Genomic DNA, 21,305 nt, shown 5'->3' on the forward strand with positions numbered 1-21,305 from the left:
GTTTTATCCAAAGTAAACATCCGAACCTCTCATTTTCAGGTGAGAGAGGAGGGCTTGGACTAGAGGCGATCGCTGATAATATTGAGCCAATCCCGCAAACTTTCCTCGGGCAATCTCCGGCTTAACAAAACTCAGAATTAGGGCATGAGCCATTAACCGCAACAATCGACCCATTAAAACTCGTTTTGGACTGTATTTCTCCATTGTTCTTAAATAACTGTAGGTGCTGTGTTTGAATTTATCTTTAACCTGGGTATCTGTAATCGAAGATGGAGCATGAATCAGGCTGATTTTGGGCGTCACCCCAATAATATGTCCTTGAGCGGCATAGCGTCGGCAAAAGTCAAAATCTTCATAATAGAGAAAGTAATCGGGGTCAAAGGTCGGACATTCGGAAAACTGTCCTAAATTAATTAATAAACTGCAACCCGTTACCCAGTCACAAGGGACATAATCGGCATCCGCCTCCAGACTCAACAGATTTTTTTCCAGAATCGCACCCTGACTCGGAATAAATACCCCACCGGCAAACCAAAGAGTCCCGGTGGGTTCATAAACAATTGTACCTAAAATAGACACTTCGGGATTAGCGGCAAATAAATTCGCGACTTTTTCCCATCCTGGCGATCCCACCAGAGTATCCGGATTGATTAACCAGACAATCCCTTGGGAGTCTTGCTGATACACCCAATCCAGTCCCAGATTGCACCCCGCCCCAAATCCGACATTCTCCCCAGACTCCAAAATCACCGTAGACTCGCGTTCCACCTGGTAAATTGAGCCGTCCCCCGGTGAATTATTAACAATAATGACCTGATATTCCAGGGTAGAACTGTCCTCAATGGATTGAATTAATTGCTCAACTAACTCGGTAGAATAATAATTAACGGTTACAAAATAAAGCACCTGGTTTGACATTCCATCGAGTGATTGACCAACTTAACGGGGATGAAGGATAACCTCTCCCAATTTTGGTTTATATTGGTTCCCTCATCCCCCAACCCCTTCTCCCATTTTGGGAGAAGGGGAGCCAGATTCAAAGTCCCTCTCCCCCCCCCTTTCAAAGGGGGGTAGGGGGGATGGAGAGGGATTTAGGGTGAGGGCTATTTTCATGGGGATGCAGTTATCCACCCCATCACGGTAATTCTATTTGAGAATCATCGCCAATCATAAACCGGAGTGCTTTGGGTCGTCGGGGGGCGACGGTCAATTGTGCTCGCCTGCCAATCACACTATCCACCAATCGTTGATGAATGCCAATGATTTGAGCACTGTGCAACACCACGCTATGTTCTAAATCTGCTTCAATTAACTTCACCCGATCGGCGATACTGCTATAAGGACCAATAAAGCAGTTTTCCAGATAACAATTTTCGCCAATAATTACCGGACCGCGAATGGAACTGTTAATCACTTTCGTCCCTGCCCCAATTTGAACCCGCCCAATAATCTGACTTTTATCATCCACTTCGGCATGATTTTGGGCCTCTAATTGCGTATCCAGGATGATCCGATTCGCTTCGAGGAGGTCATCTTTTTTCCCGGTATCCAACCACCACCCCTCTAGGGTGCAGGATTCCACCGAGGTTTCCCAGTCGATCAGGCGTTGAATGGCATCGGTAATTTCCAACTCTCCTCGGGCGGAGGGTTGGATATTGGCGATCGCCTCGTGAATCTGGGGAGAAAAAAAGTAAATTCCGACTAAAGCTAAATTAGACGGCGGGTCTTTAGGTTTCTCAACTAATGCTAAAACTTTCCCCTTCTCATCCACTTTTGCCACCCCAAAGGCGCTGGGATTCGCGACGGGACGCAGGAGAATTAAAGCATCCAATTGTTCAGCTTTAAACTTATCCAAAAACGGATTCAGCGGCCTTTGAATCAAGTTATCTCCGAGATACATAATAAACGGAGCATCCCCTAAAAATGGCCGAGCAATTTTCACCGCATGAGCTAAACCTGCGGGTTGTTCTTGTAAAATATAGGTGATTTTGGCACCGAAGCGATCGCCATTCCCGGTCAGGGATTTCACCTCTTCCCCGGTTTCCGGACTAATAATAATGCCAATCTCCGTAATTCCGGCAGCCACAATGCCTTCAATGCCATACCAGAGAATCGGCTTATTGGCCACCGGCACTAACTGTTTAGCACCGGAATAGGTCAGAGGTCGGAGTCGAGTGCCTTTTCCACCGGACAGAATCAGTGCTTTCATATCAATAATTAACTGCTAAAATTCCGGAGCATTTGTCTGAGTCCCTGTCGCCAGTGGGGGGGATAAGTTCCCAAAGTTGCGGCGATTTTAGCCAGGGAGAGGACCGAATAGGCGGGACGACGGGCGGGAGTAGGATACTCTTCGGTAGAAATGGGTTTAACCCGCTTGATTTGCAGGGGAAAATTTAGGGCCTGGGCTTCTTCAAAGATGGCGACTGCAAAATCATACCAACTGGCAACCCCGCTATTGGTGTAATGGTAAGTCCCCGAGGGAATCGACAACTGAATCATCGAGGCGATCGCCGCCGCTAAATCCCCCGTCCAAGTGGGACTGCCAATTTGATCCGTCACCACCCCTAATTCCTCCCGTTGGGACCCCAAGCGCAGCATCGTTTTCACAAAATTACCCGAACCCCCGGTCCCGTAAACCCAAGCGGTTCTGAGGATAATCGCATCTCCCCCCACCTGGCGAATCGCTTCCTCGCCAGCAAGTTTTGATGCGCCATATTGTCCTAATGCATGGGTGGGGTCGGTTTCGCGATAGGGATGAGACTGAGTGCCATCAAAGACATAATCTGTGGAAACATGAATCAACCGCGCCCCTAATTGATGGCACTCAGCCGCCAAAATTCCCACTCCAGTGCCATTAATCGCCAGTGCCAGGTCCGGTTCCGTTTCCGCTTTGTCCACCGCCGTATAGGCCGCACAATTGACAACCACTTGAGGTTTGACCGTTGCCATGATGTGACGGATTGAGTCCGGGTTAGCTAAATCCAGGGTTTGGTGATCGCACCCCGTCACCTCACCCACCGCTTGCAGAATCGGAGACAATTCCTGTCCCAATTGACCCATAATCCCGGTTAGTAAAATTTGGGTCATGCAAACACTTCCGCATCTTTCAAAAGCAGGCCGGCTTGGTCTTTTTCCGATAAAATCGGAGTGGCCCCATTCAAAGGCCAATCGATGCCCAAATCTGGATCATTCCACAGAATACAGCGTTCATGGTGTGGGGCGTAATATTCCGTGGTTTTGTACAGCACTTCCGCCATTTCTGACACCACCAAAAACCCATGAGCAAATCCGGGCGGAATCCAGAACTGGCGGTGGTTTTCGGCACTGAGGAGACAACCGGCCCACTGTCCGAAGGTGGGAGAGTCTTTGCGAATGTCCACCGCCACATCAAACACGACACCGACGACAACGCGGAGTAATTTTCCTTGGGGCTGTTGAATCTGGTAATGTAGACCGCGCAGGACATTTTGGCGCGATCGCGAGTGGTTATCTTGGACAAACTCGGCGGTGATGCCGGTTTTTTCCGCAAAGGTGCGTTGGTTATAACTTTCCAAGAAAAAACCGCGATCGTCGCCGAAAACTTTCGGTTCGATAATCACGACATCAGGAATATCAGTGGGAATTATGTTCATTAAACAGCTTCAGGGATAGCAACCGGGAGTTTTTGGGTTTAAACTCAGCTCGCTCATCAATTTATCAGAATTGCTCACCGTTAAACCGAGAGGTTTAAAATTTATAACTCATTTTCCAGTCCGTTAAACTCAAGGGTACAGTGGCTTAAGAACACCTATCCAAAGACTGTGACCACCCCAACGGGTGCAAGGACACAGAGGGACCTGGATGGAGGGTGCTATCAAAGTTAAGGTTCAGGGTAGCCACTCGCATTCTTGATCCCCAGAACTCAAGAATTCAGATCGTGTACGTTCCTTAGGGTATTCCAACAAATAAATCATCCAAATCCGAGAGTTAATGACTATAGAATACTCTTGTAGCCCGCGCAGGCGGGCTTCGTCCGTGTAGCCCCAGGCTTTCCTAGCGGAACGCTTCGCGAACAGCCTGCGGGTTTTTTGCATATTTTATTTTTTGGAGTTCCCTTATAGCGCGGTAGTTTCCTTAAACGCCTTGGCGTTTATCCTCTATGGTGATCCAATTGTTTGATAAATATTTCCCAAACACCGTTTTAACCCGATCTGTAAATTGGGCGATGAAAGGGCGTCTGCTTCCCTATCTGGCAGCATCCGTCACCGTGGCATTGCTGTTAGCTGGAGTAGGAGTCCTTAATTATTCTGAACAACAGCGTTGGAAACAGCAGCATCGCGCCAATGTCCTGAATGAAGTCAGCGCCATCCGTGCCCGATTAGAACAGGGGTTAAACCAGCGGCTGTTTTTGGAACGGGGGTTAGTCGCTTATATTAGCGCCCTCAATTCCAACATTGATCCAGAGCAGTTTGATAACCTAGCGCGGGTGATTGTCGCCAAGCAACAGGGGATTCGCAGTATTGCCCTGTATGAAAATACCGTTGTCAGTCATATGTATCCCCTGGCGGGGAATGAGGCGGCGATCGGGTTTGATCCGATGAGTATTCCCTCGGAACGGGAGGCAATTTTGCGGGCGATTCATACCCGCAGCACGGTTTTGGCTGGACCTGTGGACCTGTTTCCGCAAGGGATGGCGTTTATTAGTCGCACCCCAATATTTTTGACCCCTCCCGGTGCAGAGCCAGGAAGTGGGTCTTACTGGGGGATGGTGGGGATTATTATCGATCGCGATATTCTGTTTACTGAGGCTGGATTGCTGGGTAAGGATTCCCAACTGAAATATGCCATCCGAGGGAATGATGGATTGGGGGCTGCCGGAGGGGTATTTTTTGGGGACCCTCAAATTTTTAAGCAAAGTCCGGTGTTGTTATCGGTGATTCTGCCCAATGGATCCTGGCAATTAGCGGCAATCCCAGCAGAAGGATGGCCGCTAACTGCCCCCTTTTCCCGCTGGTTATGGTTCGGGGGTTCCATATTAGCCCTATTAGCTGGGGGTTTAGTGTTTATTTTAGTCAGTGCACCGGCAAGACTCCAGGATGCCGTCAATCGCGCCACCACTGCCCTCAGAAATAGTGAAGATGCCCTCAAACAAGCGAATTTGGACTTAAAACACCTCGATCGCCTCAAAGATGAGTTTCTCGCCAATACCTCTCACGAATTACGAACGCCGCTTAATGGCATTATTGGTCTAGCGGAGTCGCTAATTGATGGGGCCGCAGGCGCGGTGACCTCCCTCCAACAGAAAAATTTAGGGATGATTGTCTACTGTGGATATCGCCTCGTCCATCTGGTGAATGACCTGCTTGATTTTTCTAAGTTAAAACATAAAACCATTGAACTGCAACTTAAGCCGATTGGCATGAGAGAAATTGCAGAAGTTACCCTCTCTATCTGTCAGCCTTTAATTGGGGCTAAGAATTTACAATTAATCAACAGAATTCCGGCGGAGGTTCCGTTAGTGTTAGCCGATGAAAATCGGGTCCAGCAAATTTTACAAAATTTAATTGCCAATGGGATTAAATTTACCTCCGAAGGTGTCATCGAAGTATCGGCGCAGTTGCGCGAATCCGTCGCGGATACTCCGGATAATTCTAACTATTTAGCAATTACGGTTTTGGATACGGGAATTGGGATTGCCGAGGACAAGGTAGAGCGAATTTTTGAGTCGTTTGAACAAGCGGATGGTTCTACGGCGCGGGAATACGGGGGCACGGGATTGGGGTTATCGATTACGAAGCAGCTTGTGGAGTTACATGGAGGGGAAATCACGGTTGAATCCACGGTGGGAGTGGGGTCTCGATTTACCTTTACCTTGCCGATCGCCTCCGTTGAGGAAACCGATGGGGAACCGTTGCGTTCCCCAGGGATTACCACGCAAATTATCAAGGAAGAATTCACTCCGAGTTTTGATTCCTCCGGTAAAGCGCCCATATCCCCCGAGGAGTCAATCGGAACCTTAACGCTCTTAAATGAGGATGAAAATTCGGAACAATTTAAGATTTTAATTGTGGATGATGAGCCGGTCAATTTGCAAGTGTTGGTGAATCATCTTTCGGTACAAAATTATGCAATTACTCAAGCCTCTAATGGGATGGATGCCTTAGAGGTGATTGAGCGCGGGTTTAAGCCGGATTTGATATTATTGGATGTGATGATGCCCAAAATGACAGGGTTAGAAGTCTGTCAAAAATTGCGGGATGTGTTTCCGGCGACGGAAGTGCCGATTTTGATGTTAACGGCTAAAACTCAAATTGATGTCTTGGTGGAAGGGTTTGGGTCTGGGGCGAATGATTATTTGACAAAACCGATTTCCAAAAATGAATTATTGGCGCGGATTAAAACCCATTTAAGACTTTCGCATATTAACTTAGCTTACAGTCGGTTTGTTCCCCGAGAATTTTTATACCTGCTGAATAAAGAAAGCATTATTGATGTCAAACTGAGCGATAGTGTGAATCAGTCGATGTCAATTTTATTTTCAGATATTCGAGATTTTACAACCTTAAGTGAACGGTTGACGCCGGAAGAGACATTTAAGTTTATTAATGAGTATTTGTCCCGGATGGAACCGGCGATCGCAGCGAATCATGGGTTTATTGATAAATATATTGGCGATGCGATTATGGCTTTATTTAATGGAGAAGCCGATGATGCGGTGCAAGCGGGAATTGCCATGATCCGCAGCCTCGGGGAATATAATCGCGATCGCCTCGCCTTGGGAGAACTGCCGATAAAAATTGGCATTGGCATCAATACCGGGGATTTGATGTTAGGAACTGTTGGGGGAAAAACGCGCATGGATGGGACGGCGATCGGAGATGCGGTCAACTTAGCCTCCCGGATTGAAGGACTTACTAAACAATATGATGTGTCCTTGTTAATTTCGGAGGGCACTTTTTCCCGGTTAAAAAATCCGGCTCAGTATGGAATTCGCAAAATCGAGACGGTGAAAGTCAAAGGAAAATCAGAATTAGTCACCGTCTATGAAGTGTTCGATGCCGATCCACCGGATCTGAAAGTGTCCAAGCTAGAGACAAAACAGGACTTTGAAACTGCCTTATTTTACTACAACCAAAACTCCCCGGAGGAAGCCCAGGAACTCTTTGAACGGTGTTTGTGTAAAAATCCCGAGGATAAAGTCGCCCAGGTTTATCGCGATCGCACCCAAGAACAGTTATCCTAACCTCAGCAAAAATAGAAGTGTCAAGTCTCAACCTTATTCCTTGCGACTTGACACTTTATTCCGCAAAGATTATTTAACCGTCTCAATGCTGCGGGTCTGATTCGTCATCCGGCTCAAGAAAATCTGGAGGACACTGCGGCGGCCAATTTTAATATTACCCTGCACGGCCATCCCGGACTGAAGCTCAACTTGCAGTCCATTATTCAACAAGAACTTTTCACTATCTAAAACAATGGTTGCGGGGAAGGCATAAAAGCGTCGGGTTTCATCGGGAGGCAACACATCAGAACCAATCGAGGTTAACACACCTCGAACCGTACCATATTCCGTGGCCGGAAAAGCTTCGATACTAATCTCAACTGGGACTCCCTCTTTTCCGTCCGCTCGACTCTTCCGCAGAGCATCTAACACCATTGCAATATCTTGGTTTTGGATGTAAACCGAGGCTTCGAGTTCGTTATTCGGAACAATTTTTAAGATCGGTTCCGGGGATTGGGCCAGGGTGACATATCCGGGAGAATTGGGTTTCAAATCAAACACATACCCATCCACTGGAGCCTTGAGTTCTTGATACTGGAGTTCCAAATTGGCCTTGGCTAACTGGCCGTCAATTTGGGAAATCCGCTTGTCATTTTCCAGCTTTAAGCGGCTGAGTTGTCCATTAATATCAGAAATCCGTTTTTGATTATCGGCAATGCGGGTTAACACATCGCGCTGAGAAATAGCGCGGGTATTTTGGACCTCTTGACGCGATCGCGCCATCGCCACATTCAGCCGTTCTCGTTCACTCAAGAGGCGATCGACTTCTCCCGAACGAGAAAGCACTTCATTTTGCAGGCGCAAAATTTCCCCTTCCCTTGCCGCAATCTCATTTTCAGCCCGTAAAATTTCTGATTCCCGAGCCGAAATTTCACTCCGAAAACGCAACAGTTCCTCTTCCCGTCGGGCAATCTCATCTTCACTTCGCAGCACCTCGGCTTCCCGAGAGGAAATTTCATTTTGCTGGGTCAGAATTTGAGCTTCCTGGGCGGCAAGTTGTTGCTGGCGACTCAACAATTCCGCTTCCCGATTAGATACTTCCGCTTGAGAGCGCAAAATTTCTTGTTCCTGGCGCTCTTCTTGCAGTTCAGACAATGCCCCTTCTGCCACCACAGGTTGAATCCGGCCCATAATACTTTGATTGACCGCCAGACCCTGTTTTGCCGTTTCCAGTTGCGCCCGAGCAGTCGGTATTTGGCGACGGGCAGTTTCAAGTTGCTCCAGGGCCCTGGGTAATTGGCGACGGGCATTTTCTAACCGTTCCCGAGCTTTCGGGAGGTCTTGTTTGGCATTTTCTAGGCGTTGTTGCGATGCCACATATTGTCTTCTCGCGTTCTCCAATTGGTCGATCACGTTGGGCAATTGCCGCTGGGCGCTTTCTAATTGTCTGCGGGCGGTTTCTAATTGTCCTTGGGAGATGGCAATTTGACCTTGAGCGGTGGGAATTTGGTTGTTCACCTGGTTGAGTTGTTTTTCCAACTCATCTACCCGTAATGACACCGCTTGTTCCCGAGATTGAGATTCGTTTCGAGACGCGATTAACAATTGCTGTTGATTGAGGTCGAAGTCGCCTCCATTGCTGGCGACAGCGGCCCCATTGAGTTGTGCCTGTAAAAATTGGGTTTCCGAAATTAAATTCGCTCGAAGTTTGGTCAGATTTTCCAGTTCTGAACCCGCTTCTCCTACGGTATTCCCACTGAGTGCTGCTGTAAAAAACTGGTTTTCTCGCATCAGGGCGTCTCGTTGTTGCTTGAGAGACTCCACATCCGCTTCAGGACTGGTGGGGTCCAAGGTCACCAAGAGTTGACCTTTTTTCACCAACTGGCCACCTTGAACGTGAATTTCCCGCACCACACCACTGGTTGGGGGCTTCACTTCAACTACTGCACCTTGGGGTTCTAATTTACCCATGGTGGCAACGGATTGATCGATTTGCGCCCAGGCCGCCCAACCGACGCCCGAAGCGGTCATCCCCATAATTAACCAGATGAAAACACTAGACCATATCGGGGGGCGTTCTAAAATAACAGGTTGGTCGAAAACTGCTGATTTCATGGGTTTTAGTAGCTAGGTTTTAGAAGGATGGGGGAGAATTGGGAGATGGGGGAGAATTGGGAGATGGGGGAGAATTGGGAGATGGGGGATTTTGCCCTCATCTCTGATTCTGCCCATTTCATGCCTAGACTTGGGATTCCTGTTGTTGATACAGGCAATAGTAGAGACCTTTGAGAGCCATTAATTCATCGTGAGTGCCTTGTTCCACCACTGCGCCTTGGTCCATCATCAGGATGACATCAGCTTTTTTGACGGTAGTCAGACGGTGGGTGATGAAAAAGACTGTGCGACCCTTAAAGGCTTCGGCGAGGTTTTCGCAAACGAGGCGCTCGGAATTGTAGTCTAGGGCGCTGGTGGCTTCGTCCAAAATCAGGAGATGGGGATTTTGGAGGACCGTCCGGGCGATCGCAATCCGTTGGCGCTGACCCCCGGATAAGGAGGAACCCCGTTCTCCCACAATGGAGTTATATCCATTGGGCAGGGTCATAATAAACTCGTGGGCAACCCCAATTTTGGCCGCTTCAATGATGTCATTGGTGGAGGCATCAGGATTGGTCAAGGCGATATTGTCCTGAACTGTCCCATTAAACAGGAGGGTATCCTGGAGGACGACGCCAATTTGGCTGCGCAGGGAATACAATTCCACCTTAGATACATCATAGCCATCGAGCAGAATCCGACCGCCTGTGGGTTCATAAAGCCGTTGCAATAGCTTCATCAAGGTACTCTTACCGGAACCACTCTGACCGACAATGCCGACAAACTGACCCGGTTGAAACTCCAGGTTAATGTTCGCCAATTGCAGCGATTTACTCTGGGGAAAGTGGAAGGACACATTTTCAAATCGGACTGCTCCCTCTACCGCAGGCATGGGGATATTGCTGCGGTCCTTCTCATCGGCCTCGGGATGCGCTTCTAAGATATCCCGCAGACGTTCAACGGACATGGCGGTTTCTTGGAAGGTTTGCCAGACTTGCACGAAGCGTAGCAGGGACCCGGTGACGTTGGAGGCGATAATCCGGAAGGCGATCAACTGACCCAAGGACATTTGGGGAGGGTCACTCAGCACTAAATGAGCACCGACCCAGAGCAGGGCCAGACCCGATGCTTTATTGAGTAAGGTACTGATGGAACTGGCGGTGGTGGAGGTGACGACGGTTTTAAAGCCAGCGCTGATATAGCGAGCATAGCGATCGTACCAACTCCACCGGGAGGTGAGTTCGATGTTCTGGGCCTTCACGGTTTGAATCCCGGAGAGGACCTCGACGAGATAGGACTGGGTATCCGCGTAACGCTCGGCCCGTTTGCGTAACAGCCGTTGGACAATGGGCGAGACCCCGGCGATTAACAGGGCCATCAGGGGGACGACGGCTAGGGCGACGGCGGTCATCAGGAGGCTGTAGGAGAGCATGACGGCGATATAAATCACCGAAAATAAGGCATCGAGAACGACGGTGAGGGCGGTCCCGGTCAGGAATTGGCGAATTTTTTCCAGTTCGCTCACCCGTCCGGCGAGTTCACCGACGCGCCGTTGGTCAAAGTAGCCGAGGGGGAGTCGCAGCAGGTGGTCGATGACCTGGGACCCGAGGCTTAAGTCAATGCGGTTGGTGGTGTCTACGAATAAATAGGTCCGTAACCAGGTGAGGGCCCCTTCAAATACGGCGACTAAAACCATCAATAAGCCGAGGATATTCAGGGTGTCTAGGCTTCTTTGACCGATGACTTTATCGATAATCACCTGGGTGATTAAGGGGTTGGCTAACCCAAAGAGTTGAACGAAGAAGGAGGCGAGGAAGACTTGGACTAGGACGCTTTTATATTTGCCGAGTTCGGGGAGGAACCACCAGAAGTTAAAGGTGTCTTGTTTGTCTTCGGCGGGAGGGACGAGGAGGAGGACCTGTTCGGTGCCTTCTTTGCCGTCTTCTGCTGGGGTGGAGAGTTGCCACTCCTGGATGAATTTTTGGGGTTTGCGGCGAATGATGCCTTTGGAGGGGATGGCGACAACGACTTCGCGATCGCTGACGCTGAATAAGAGGGCAAAGCTATTTTCCCAGCGAATCATTGCCGGTGCTTTGAGTCGGGAGAGGACTTCCACTGGGACGGTGACTAACTGTCCGTTAAATCCCATCATGGCGGCGACGGACCCACAGGATTGCAGGGTCAGTTTGCCGTGGGAGTTGTATTGATTTTCCAAGACGCGCTGCACCACGTCACGGCGCACCCGAATCTGGTATTGTTTCCCCAACATTTGAAAACAGGCCAAAGACCCTTGGATGGGGCCTTTTCCCCGCATGAAGGGATATTTAACTTTGCCCCGGGGGGTGTTTTCTTCGGCTTCCATCACCGGGGGGCGATCGGGGGCGTAGGGAATGGCATCGACGACTGTCGGGGTGACAGTTGGCGTCGGGGCGATCGCGCTATGGGAATCGGCGATCGCACCCCCATTGTCCTGGGGAGTCACCGGCTCTCCCGCCACATCAAACAGGGGTAAGCCCACGACTCTAGCCCCATCGGGACAAGGGAGCTTGCCAATGGTGTTGGCATCCACCATCAGGCGGCTGCCTTTTTCAAATTCACCGATGGTCCCGCTGCTGAGAAACCAGAGATGCTCGCGATCGAGTTCGGTAAGATTGGCTTTCCCTTTGGGGATGTTGATGACCACCGCCCGGGGTTGGAATTGCAGGGTCAAGTCTTTGGCATTGGTCGTGGCATCGGCTCGGCGCTGAAGTTCCCCGGAGAGCAGCTCAAACACCTCATTCAAGGCCGCCTGTTGCTCAAAGGCTTCTCGCAGAGCGTTTTCCGATTTCACCTGTTCTAGGAACGTACTGGCCCGGATGCAGACACAAATCACTTCCCGAGAGGCGATCGCACTATCTACAGCTACCCCTCGAATCAAGCTACCCCACCCGAGAATTTCTCCCGGACCGGCTAACCGCAAACTGACCATGCTTTGACTGCGTTGGTCATGGGCCAATTCCCGCACTTGGCCCTCGTAAATCACCGCCACTTGAGTCGGCATTTTGCCCAACTCAAAAATCGGTTGACCCGTCCGATACCGCAACAGTTCGCAATGGGTGGCCAGATTTTCCAAAGCCCGATCGCCGAGGCGATTAAATGGGGCCGTTTTCTTTAAAAATTCTGAAATTTGAGAGAGATCGATTGTTGATGTCATGATGAAACGTTCCGAAGCGCCTAACCCGCGATAGACTGCAATGACCCGACTTTTTGCACCTGTTCTCGCCACCAAACTTCAAACATTTCGTCGATTAATTGCCGACGCATATTGTCATCCAGTTGGGCTGGAATAAATTTTTCCAATCGAATAATCACAAACCATACATCCAATTGTCGAGGCGGCCAGAGTTGCCCCGGTTGACTAATCGATAACAGTTTACCAATCAGGGGATGGGGTTGAGAGACCGCCACAGGACCCAGTAATCCCCCCGTTCGGCTTTCTGGGCCTTTTGAGTATTCGGCAGCCGCATCTGCAAAGCTTTGTTCCCCTTCAGAAATCCGAAAGTAGATTTCTTGGGCCAGACCCGCATCCTGAGTGCGAATTAAGGAGTAAACGACTTTATCCAAGTCGCTTTTGCGGGTCATAAAATAACTTTGAACTTTTGGCCCCCAGGTTGTTCTCTTGAATTTTTCTATCAATATCTGTCGCACCACAGACTCCTGCATCTGTTCTTCGGTCATGCCTTGGCTTTTGAGCCACGCCTCCCGGATTTCAGGGGAGGTGAGCTTTTGCTGCACAGCAAAGTCTTCAAGCGCTCTTAAGCGTTCTTCATCGCTTACCGTGATATTCGCCTCGGCGATTCCTTGATCTAGGACGACACCCCGACAAAATTGCTGATCTAACTGATACCGCTTTAATAAGGCGGGTATGTCTTCGGCTTTAATCGTTATGTCGCCAACTTGGAAAAGGTCACTCATGTTCAACCTCTACAAGACCACAAATATAACCAATCCTAGTTGGCATTGCCAGCACTTTTTGTTTCCTGAATTGAGTTTGGGTTGGGTTTCGGGCAATTGGGTGATGCTCTCCCATCATAAACAGCCGTTCATACTCGCTTGGATGGCAGTCTTGGAACGGGTCCATATAAATTTACCCGTTCGGGCAAGATGAAGGAAGCTAGTTAGGATGAAGGATTAACTGCACCTTTGAACATTGCGTCCATCGCTCATCCCCTCGTTGCTCCCGTTGTTGTCTGACCCTTACCGATTGACGTTGCTGCCCTGAAAAAAATTTTGACGGCTATTTACTATCTTAGTAGATACTTTATTGAGTTCTCTCTACTACTGGGGACGCTAGTCAACCGGGATTGGTTTCTTTACACAGGTTGCCCAACTGAACCCCGATCCCCACAGTTGATGTCCCTCTAGGCTATTTTTCCTTCCCCTGGGCTCAATTTGGGTTTTGAACCAGTTTTTCCAAGAGTGCTCCGATTTTGGCGGAATAAGCTCGGGTATCCAGACAGGGACCTGTATTGCCCTGGTGAAGTTGCTGCCGATACTGTTCTCGTTGCCTCGGGTTCGTCCCTAGGGACACAGCTAAGTCAATGTAGGCAGATTCACTTTGAGCAATCCATTCTCCAAGCTGTAACTCTCGCAATAGGGCAGGCGATCGCCGGGTTTGGGGCGCTTCCCCCTCCCGAACTACCATCGGCAGTCCGACTTCTAACGGATCCACTAAGGACAAATCCCCAGTATCCGGATAAGCATCTAAATACAAATCCGCTTGCTGCAAACAGTTTTTCAACTCCTCCAAAGAATTCAACTGCTCTATGACTACGAACCGCCTGGCGTCAATTCCATATCTCTGGAATACCATTTGGGTCTGATTGTCGTAGGGACTGGTGCGATAAAATTTGGCCCCCATTGCTCCAAAGGGATATAACACCAATATCGAATTAGGCACTGCCGCCAAAATTTTGGCCCAGGTTTCTCGAATCTGAGGACCGATTTTGTTGGTACTGGCCCCAGAAATGAAGATGACGGTTCCCTCGGAAGTCCCCCAACGGTGGCGCGTCGGTGGGATTTGCTCTGGTGTCCGGGTTTGGGGACGGGCGAAACAGAGTCCGGACCCTTCTATGGTGACCACTCGTTCCTGATAGTAGTCTTGGAACTTGGGTCCTGCCATCAAATCCCCGGTAATGTAGTAATCCATCTGGCGCAGTCCGGTGGTGGTGGGGACCCAGGCCCCGGTACATTGGATCCGGGCCAAGCGGTGGCAAGCTAAGGCGGCGATCGCATTGGTATTGCTGGAAATGTCGCTACCAATTAGCAGAATATCCAACTCATCCCCGCGAATTTTCTCCACTTGGTCCCTCAATTTCTGGGGCAGTTTCACCAAGCTATCTGCACAATTTTGGCAGGTTTGTTGCATGGGGGTCTCTTGCGATGCGACTGCATACAACCGGACCTCAAATTTCTCTCGGTCTAAATGCTCAAAGGCAGCCAAAGTGACCACGGTTTCCTTCGCCGCAAAAAAGTTATGTTGCAGAATTCCCAAGCGAATTTTCTCCCGAGAAGGAGGACGCGGGGGACAATCATAATCCAGGGTCTGCCCCAAATTTTTTAGGGTCAATTCCAGAATTTCCCCCCGTTTTTGGGCAATTTCCAACCCATTCCCTTCCCAAGCGGATAGGGCTTTAAAATTATGGGATTGGATAAAACATAAGGCAATATACCGCCACAACTCTGAATGGGGATTTTGCACCATAAAGGAATGGAGGTAATTGACCAATCCCTGAATGTAGTGAAAGTATTGTTCCGGTTCTCCTAGTTCCGAAAAGGCACTGGGGGCTTCAAATAGAAAGCGCCAAAAATCCGCAAAAAACCACTTAGGAATCGCCGCGCCGTTATAGGGTAACGGAAGTTGATAGGCATCTCGATATAACATCGCCACGAGAAAGGATTGCATCGCTTTGGGCTGATCCAATCGGGGGCTGATTTCTGAAATTAATCGTTGGACTAACTCTCTTTCACTGTCCGTCAAGGGTTCATTTTTTACCCCTTTATCGAGTAGAATTTTCGCATCGATACCGACGCCACTCAAATAGCTGAGTTTGAGTCGATCGCCGGTTAAACTCAACCAGCGATCGGCGATTTGCTCTCGCAGGGGTCGCAAACAGGCGGGTTCATACTTCCTCGGCACTTTGGCATCATGCAAAATCGGTTCGCTATTCCAAGGGTCGTAAGGAATCAGGGATTGAGAAGACAATTGGGGACGCATGAAGCAGTTTCCCCGGCGATTGAGCATGGAGGCGACAAAGGAGAAGGTACTGTTAGAAATAGCTAGGATATCGCAGTGAGTTAGTAAGTAAAAATCGGGATAAAAGTCGGCTTTTGGTAAGTCGGCCCCTAGGGATTTGGCAGTAACAGGTTGATATTCGGCAAAATGCGGCAGGACCTTGGACGGTTCGTCACTGGCAATGAATAAAACAGGTTGTTCCAAAGTGTCCCAGATTTGAGCTAACCAGGTTTTATACCAGACTAGGGGGGCGATGAAAAAGTAAGAAAAGCCATAATCTTTGAGTCGGATATGCAATCCGATAATGGTTTTGCCTTGGGAAAGGAGGCGATCGCGCACCGGAAGCAGTTGTTGTTTGACTTCCAGAACGGGTTCAAACAGGCGACAAAACTCGTCTTTATATTGGGCATAATACTGAGTATGAAACTGAAAATACCCCCAAATATCGACATTTTTTAAGGGAATTTCCCGTTGCAAAATCGGTGAGTCATCCGGGCGGGTACTGACATCTTTAACTTCGGGTAAATTTTTAGACAAGGGGGGGTCTTGATGTCCAAATAAATACTGTCCAATCCACTCGGGAGTTTCTATCCGCCGATGATGGGTTTGAGCATAAAGTTTCAAAAACCCATACTGAAACAGTTGATTAGCAAACCGTCCATTAGTACCCAGGGTAGACAGGGTAATTAAGGGCTTTTTGACATAAAACGCATCCCCCCAGGACGGATGATAGGGGGTCACCGTTGCCACGCGCTCAAAGTCGGATTCTGCTAATAATTCATCGATTTGGTCAATTAACTGCGCCCCTTCATACAGTTCCTCGTAATTGACTTCGGTATTAATCGCGTCGATATGTTGCAGCAGATTTTTTGCGCCTTGAAGGGCTAAAAATTCTGCACCTTGGATATCTAAATTCAACAGATTAAAATCCCCTGGATTCAACCTTAATTCTTCTAGCAGAGTATCCAGGGTTTTACATTGGACCTGAATTTGATGGGTTTCTTGAATCTCAGGATAATATTCTTTCACCCGTTTCAAGGGTAAAATAGAACTAGCTGCATCCATTGAGGTGACGTGCAAGGTGGCAGTTCCATTGACATTGGAAATGGCACAATTCACCCCGATGAGGTTGGGAACGCCACTCACTTTGGCTTTTAAGACCTTAAAAACTGCTGGATTGGCTTCAATCAATAAGGTCTTTTTGATGCCCATCTCATAATAGTTTTTGAGTTCTTCACCTTCATTTGCCCCCACATGAATGACTCCCCGAGGGGTGATAGAATGCTCCTCTAAGAGTTGGGATAAGTCCAACATTTTGGGTTTAGAATGCGCCCTCTCTGGACTAGAAGGAATCTCCGGATCTTGGGGACTCTTCTGGGGATAAAAACTAGAAATAAACCCTTCTAAATCGTCTAAATTTAGAAAATTAGATAAAAGAGTTGTACAAACTTTAGGGAAACTTTTAACCCCGGAAAAGGTTTGGATCGGTGCGATTAAGGACCGATTGATGGTAGGAAAGGGACCGGGTACATCATGGAGAACAACTACTCCCCGATCCGCTAATAGGGTATGGGCCAATTCTAAACAGAGATTGCGAACGGGACAACCGGGATATGTGCGACCTTTAATAGTTACTTCGTCCTGGCGATCGCCTGCATCGATAAAGATAATATCAAAATAGCCTGGGCCATATTTCAGGGGATATTCGCAATACTCTAAAATCTCGGATTCAGTCCAGCAATGTCCCCCTAAATAGGCTTTTCCTTCTTCACTTTTAACCTCAATTAATCGATAGTCAATGTCGATGTCTTGAGCAGATTTGACGATGGGTGCGAATTTTTCATACCATCCCGCATTGTCTTCGACAGACACGATTTGCTGACAGACTAATGATTTGATAAACTGCTCGGTGTTACATCCAGGTCCATATTCTAAGACGCGCAACGGACGACGTTTTATTTTGTACTGATGAATGATGACATAAGGCAGAATATATTTAAAGGAATGGACAATTTTAGATGAACCTAGATTGACCAAACTTTGCGCTAATTTGTTAGAATAATTAAGATAAGGCTGACAAATGGAGTCTAAGTTAATTTGGGAGGTGATGTCGCGAGTTTTGCAGGCGATCGCATTGCCGACATGGGACAGGGGATGAAAAATATCTGCAAAATTAGTAATCTCTTGCAGCGCAAAAGAACAGGGACGGGGTAACTCCCGGTCAATTAGCACTAACCATTCATATCCCAGGGCTTTTAGTACCTCTAAACAATCCAGGGTACTCTGAAAATATTTGGGGTTCCATCCCCCTTCTTGACTCTGGCGATCGCCTCCCCCACCATATTCAAATTGCACCAAACTCGGTAACGTTTGGGGGGGAATCTCCCGCAGTCCATTAATAATGCCAAATTCACTGCCTTCTGTATCAACTTTTAAAAGAGAAATCCGTTCAATTCCCCGATTTTGTAGTAAAGTTTTTAAGGTAAACGCAGGCACATTCAGGCTGGCGGGGGTTCTCCTCTGACTGGGAGACTCAGACTGTTGCGGGTTAACCACTCCCCACCAATCCGGATTTAAGGAGTTCAAATTGACATTTAGCTGACCTTGGTATTCCCCCAAATACAGAGTAACTTCCCCATTTTTTTCAGCGATCGCCGCTTGTTCCAGGGGGACATTCAACTGCTGACAAGTAACCCGTAATTCCTCTGCCGGGGCGGGTTCCACCGCTAATGTGGGAAACCCCGCCTTGACAAAATCCTCAAAATAATAATCCTGGGTTCCTACCCCAATTTCAATCGCCGTCCCGTGACGGTTTGGATCTAAAATTGTGGCAAAGGTCGTCATTAACTGTCGCGAACAAGCCTCAAACTTCATCGGAATTAAAGCCTAAAATTTCTATGCGGATCCTATTTACCCTGGCTCACTTTTTCAACCCGGATGGGATTGGCAAATATGGTGCTCAACGCAATGATCCAGACCCTCGCATCCAAGCACTCACCCAAAACCTCACCGCATTGCACCAGTTATTTGGAAACTCCCAGTATGCCACGGATTATGCCAAGCGGGTTGCGATCGGCGCCAATCAATCCCTACAGACTGACATTGAGATTGTGATTTGCACGACCCAAGGCTACCATATTCTCGATCGCCTGCCTCTGCCTGCCCATTTATGGACCCATCACCCCACGGATGCCGAACCCCTACTGCTGGGATTTGAATGTCAGGCACTCTTGAAAGAACGCTTAGGCGGGTATGATTATTACTGTTTTCTGGAAGATGACCTAATTTTGCAGGACCCCTGGTTTTTTATCAAGCTGAATTGGTTTACCCAACAAGCAGGCGATCGCCATCTCCTCCAACCCAACCGCTATGAACAATCCACCCACCCCGGCATCGGCAAAACCTACATCGATGGGGAACTCCACCCCCAAATTACGGCACCCTATCAAAATGTTCGCGAACAACCCCAACTTACTGGCATCATTATGGGGCAATCTGTCACCTTTAAACGCACTTGTAATCCCCATTCCGGCTGTTATTTCTTAAATGCCCGACAGATGGAATACTGGGTGCAGCAACCCTATTTTTTAGACCGCGATACTCGGTTTGTGGGTCCTTTGGAAAGTGCGGCGACTTTGGGAATTATGCGGACGTTTAAGGTTTATAAACCGGCACCTCCGATGGCTAATTTTTTGGAAGTGGAGCATTTTGGAAGGGTTTGGAGTGACAAAATTAGGAAGTTGGTGAGGTGGGAGGGGGAGATTTGAACCACGGATTTCACGGATTTTCACGGAAGGGATTTAGAGAAGAGATTTATGACTGATTTTGATTATTATGACCGGGTGAATCGGGATTTGTTGAAGGTTTTACCGGCGGATGCGGCGGTGATTATTGAGGTGGGTTGTGGTGCCGGGGCGATGGGGATGCAATATAAGCGGATTAATCCTCATGGGCGTTATATTGGGGTGGAAATTAATGAGGGGGCGGCAGCGGTGGCGGCGCAACGGTTGGATGAGGTAATTGTTGCGAATGTGGAGGATTTGGAGGATGAACGGTTACAGTTTGAGGCGGGGTCGGTTGATTGTTTGGTGTATGGAGATGTGTTGGAACATTTGGTTGATCCTTGGCGGGTTCTCCAGCATCAGGTGAAGTGGTTGAAGGAGGGGGGGCAGGTTTTGGCTTGTATTCCGAATATTCAACATTGGACGGCGATCGTTAATTTGTTGCGGGGGAGTTGGGAGTATCAGGACCAAGGGTTGCTCGATCGCACTCATTTACGGTTTTTTACGTTAGATGAAGTGAAAAAGTTATTCCTTCAGGCGGGGTTACAGAGTTATGAAATTCAAACTCGTGGACGAAAACCTCCGGCGTTTCAACAGTTCCAGCAGTTAATGGCCCCGGTGGTTCAAGGGTTAGGAATTGACCCAAAGGCGTTTGAAACTCAGACGGGGGCGATTCAATATGTGGTGAGAGGAATTAAGTCGGAAGTGCCGCCGAGACGGTTGTTAATTCAGACGATTATTATGGCCCCGACGGGATGCGATCGCCCTCGGGTATTGGAACCCGATCGCCTCAGTTCCACGATTCCTGGGGTGCGAACTCTCTCGGAGGTGCGATCGGCCAATTTGAATGCTGCACTCCCTCAAGAGGAAAAAGTCTTTATCTGGCAGCGCACGATTATGGACTATCCCGAGGATGTGGTCAAACTCAAGCAATTGTTGCAATTAGGCTATTTAATTATTGCCGAAATTGATGATGACCCCCTGCGTCGTCCGGAATATGAAAAGAATCTGTTTCTGAGTTATCGCGGTTGTCATGGTGTACAAACTTCTACGGAACCCTTGACTGATTTTTTACGCCAATATAATCCCAATGTGGCAGTCTTTAAAAATCAATTGGGCTATTTACCGCCGAAACGAACCTATTCTGAAGACCAAACTTGTACTATCTTTTTTGGGGCGCTCAATCGCGAGGCGGATTGGCAACCGATTATGCCGGAGTTGAATCGGGTTTTGCAAAAATATCAGCAGCAGGTTCGGGTAAAAGTGCTGCACGATCGCCAGTTTTTTGACCAGTTGCAGGTCAAGAATAAAGAGTTTTTACCCTTCTCTCCTTATGAAACTTATCAGGAGGTGTTGCATAGTTGTGATGTGGCGCTGCTGCCTTTGACGCCGACTCGAATTAATAGCATGAAGTCGGATTTAAAGTTTCTGGAATGTGCCGGTCATGGTGTGGCCGTGGTGGCGAGTCCGACGGTGTATGAAAACACGATTATTGAGGGAGAAACGGGGTTAATTTATCGGTCCGAAGCGGAGTTTGGCAAAAAGTTGGAATCTTTAATGGTGGATCTGGATTTGCGGAGGGGTTTAGGGCAGAATGCTTATCAGTGGGTGGCTGAAAATCGCTTGCTTTCTCAGCATTACCGGGAACGTCACCAGTGGTATTTGTCCCTGCGCGATCGCCTCCCTCAGTTGAATCAGGAATTGCGCGATCGGCTACCGGAATTGTTTGATGCAACACCCGGCGGGGGTTAAAAACCTGTGGGTGGCACCAACCGGCGGGAGTTTTAACCCTAGCCCTGTCAAGGTGTATTGATTTAGGGAACTCCAAAAAATAAAACCTTCAAAAAACCCGCAGGCTCAAGCCTGGAGGCTCACAGGACAAAGCCCGCCTGCGCGGGCTAAAAGAGCCTTGTTAGGTGCGATCGCATCAAAGCAAGGATGATTTATTTGTTGG

General features: G+C 48.5%; 11 protein-coding genes. 3 read left to right on the plus strand and 8 right to left on the minus strand.

What is annotated here, in order from left to right:
* Positions 1-3 precede the first annotated feature (3 nt).
* The 4 genes from NG833_RS04255 to rfbC form a co-directional block, all read right to left on the minus strand.
* Positions 4-906, minus strand: a complete 903-nt coding sequence (locus NG833_RS04255) for a glycosyltransferase (RefSeq protein WP_254564092.1) — start codon at positions 904-906, stop codon at positions 4-6.
* A gap of 229 nt (positions 907-1,135) precedes the next feature.
* A complete protein-coding gene (locus tag NG833_RS04260; protein ID WP_254564093.1) occupies positions 1,136-2,209 on the minus strand; it encodes a glucose-1-phosphate thymidylyltransferase in 1,074 nt (357 codons plus the stop codon).
* Between the two features lie 8 nt (positions 2,210-2,217).
* The gene (gene rfbD / locus NG833_RS04265; protein WP_254564094.1) at positions 2,218-3,087 is read right to left on the minus strand and encodes a dTDP-4-dehydrorhamnose reductase; all 870 of its coding nucleotides are present in this window, start codon (positions 3,085-3,087) and stop codon (positions 2,218-2,220) included.
* Positions 3,084-3,632 carry a dTDP-4-dehydrorhamnose 3,5-epimerase gene (gene rfbC, locus NG833_RS04270; RefSeq protein ID WP_254564095.1) on the minus strand — a complete coding sequence of 183 codons (549 nt, stop codon included), beginning with the start codon at positions 3,630-3,632 and terminating at the stop codon, positions 3,084-3,086. The genes rfbD and rfbC overlap by 4 nt, the downstream gene beginning before the upstream one ends.
* A 572-nt stretch (positions 3,633-4,204) precedes the next feature.
* On the opposite strand from rfbC, the gene NG833_RS04275 reads away from it, so the two are divergent.
* Complete coding sequence (locus NG833_RS04275) at positions 4,205-7,222, plus strand: ATP-binding protein (protein ID WP_254564096.1); 3,018 nt, start codon at positions 4,205-4,207, stop codon at positions 7,220-7,222.
* 69 nt (positions 7,223-7,291) lie between these two features.
* Here NG833_RS04275 and NG833_RS04280 read toward each other — a convergent pair whose 3' ends face one another.
* From NG833_RS04280 to NG833_RS04295, 4 genes are all read right to left on the minus strand, one after another.
* Positions 7,292-9,316 carry an HlyD family efflux transporter periplasmic adaptor subunit gene (locus tag NG833_RS04280; RefSeq protein ID WP_254564097.1) on the minus strand — a complete coding sequence of 675 codons (2,025 nt, stop codon included), beginning with the start codon at positions 9,314-9,316 and terminating at the stop codon, positions 7,292-7,294.
* Positions 9,317-9,440: 124 nt separating this feature from the next.
* Positions 9,441-12,488, minus strand: coding sequence for a peptidase domain-containing ABC transporter (locus NG833_RS04285; protein WP_254564098.1), 3,048 nt, complete (start codon positions 12,486-12,488; stop codon positions 9,441-9,443).
* A 20-nt stretch (positions 12,489-12,508) separates the two neighbouring features.
* Entirely contained in the window at positions 12,509-13,249 is a 741-nt protein-coding gene (locus tag NG833_RS04290; RefSeq protein ID WP_254564099.1) for a peptidylprolyl isomerase, read from the minus strand.
* Between the two features lie 472 nt (positions 13,250-13,721).
* Complete coding sequence (locus NG833_RS04295) at positions 13,722-18,443, minus strand: FkbM family methyltransferase (RefSeq protein ID WP_254564100.1); 4,722 nt, start codon at positions 18,441-18,443, stop codon at positions 13,722-13,724.
* A gap of 23 nt (positions 18,444-18,466) precedes the next feature.
* Here NG833_RS04295 and NG833_RS04300 point away from each other — a divergent pair, with 23 nt between their 5' ends.
* Positions 18,467-19,336, plus strand: a complete 870-nt coding sequence (locus NG833_RS04300) for a calcium-binding protein (RefSeq protein WP_254564101.1) — start codon at positions 18,467-18,469, stop codon at positions 19,334-19,336.
* A 48-nt stretch (positions 19,337-19,384) separates the two neighbouring features.
* Positions 19,385-21,103 carry a methyltransferase gene (locus NG833_RS04305; RefSeq protein ID WP_254564102.1) on the plus strand — a complete coding sequence of 573 codons (1,719 nt, stop codon included), beginning with the start codon at positions 19,385-19,387 and terminating at the stop codon, positions 21,101-21,103.
* Positions 21,104-21,305: the final 202 nt, after the last annotated feature.

The sequence above is a fragment of the Oscillatoria sp. HE19RPO genome, from assembly GCF_024220515.1.
Lineage (GTDB): Bacteria > Cyanobacteriota > Cyanobacteriia > Cyanobacteriales > Laspinemataceae > Laspinema.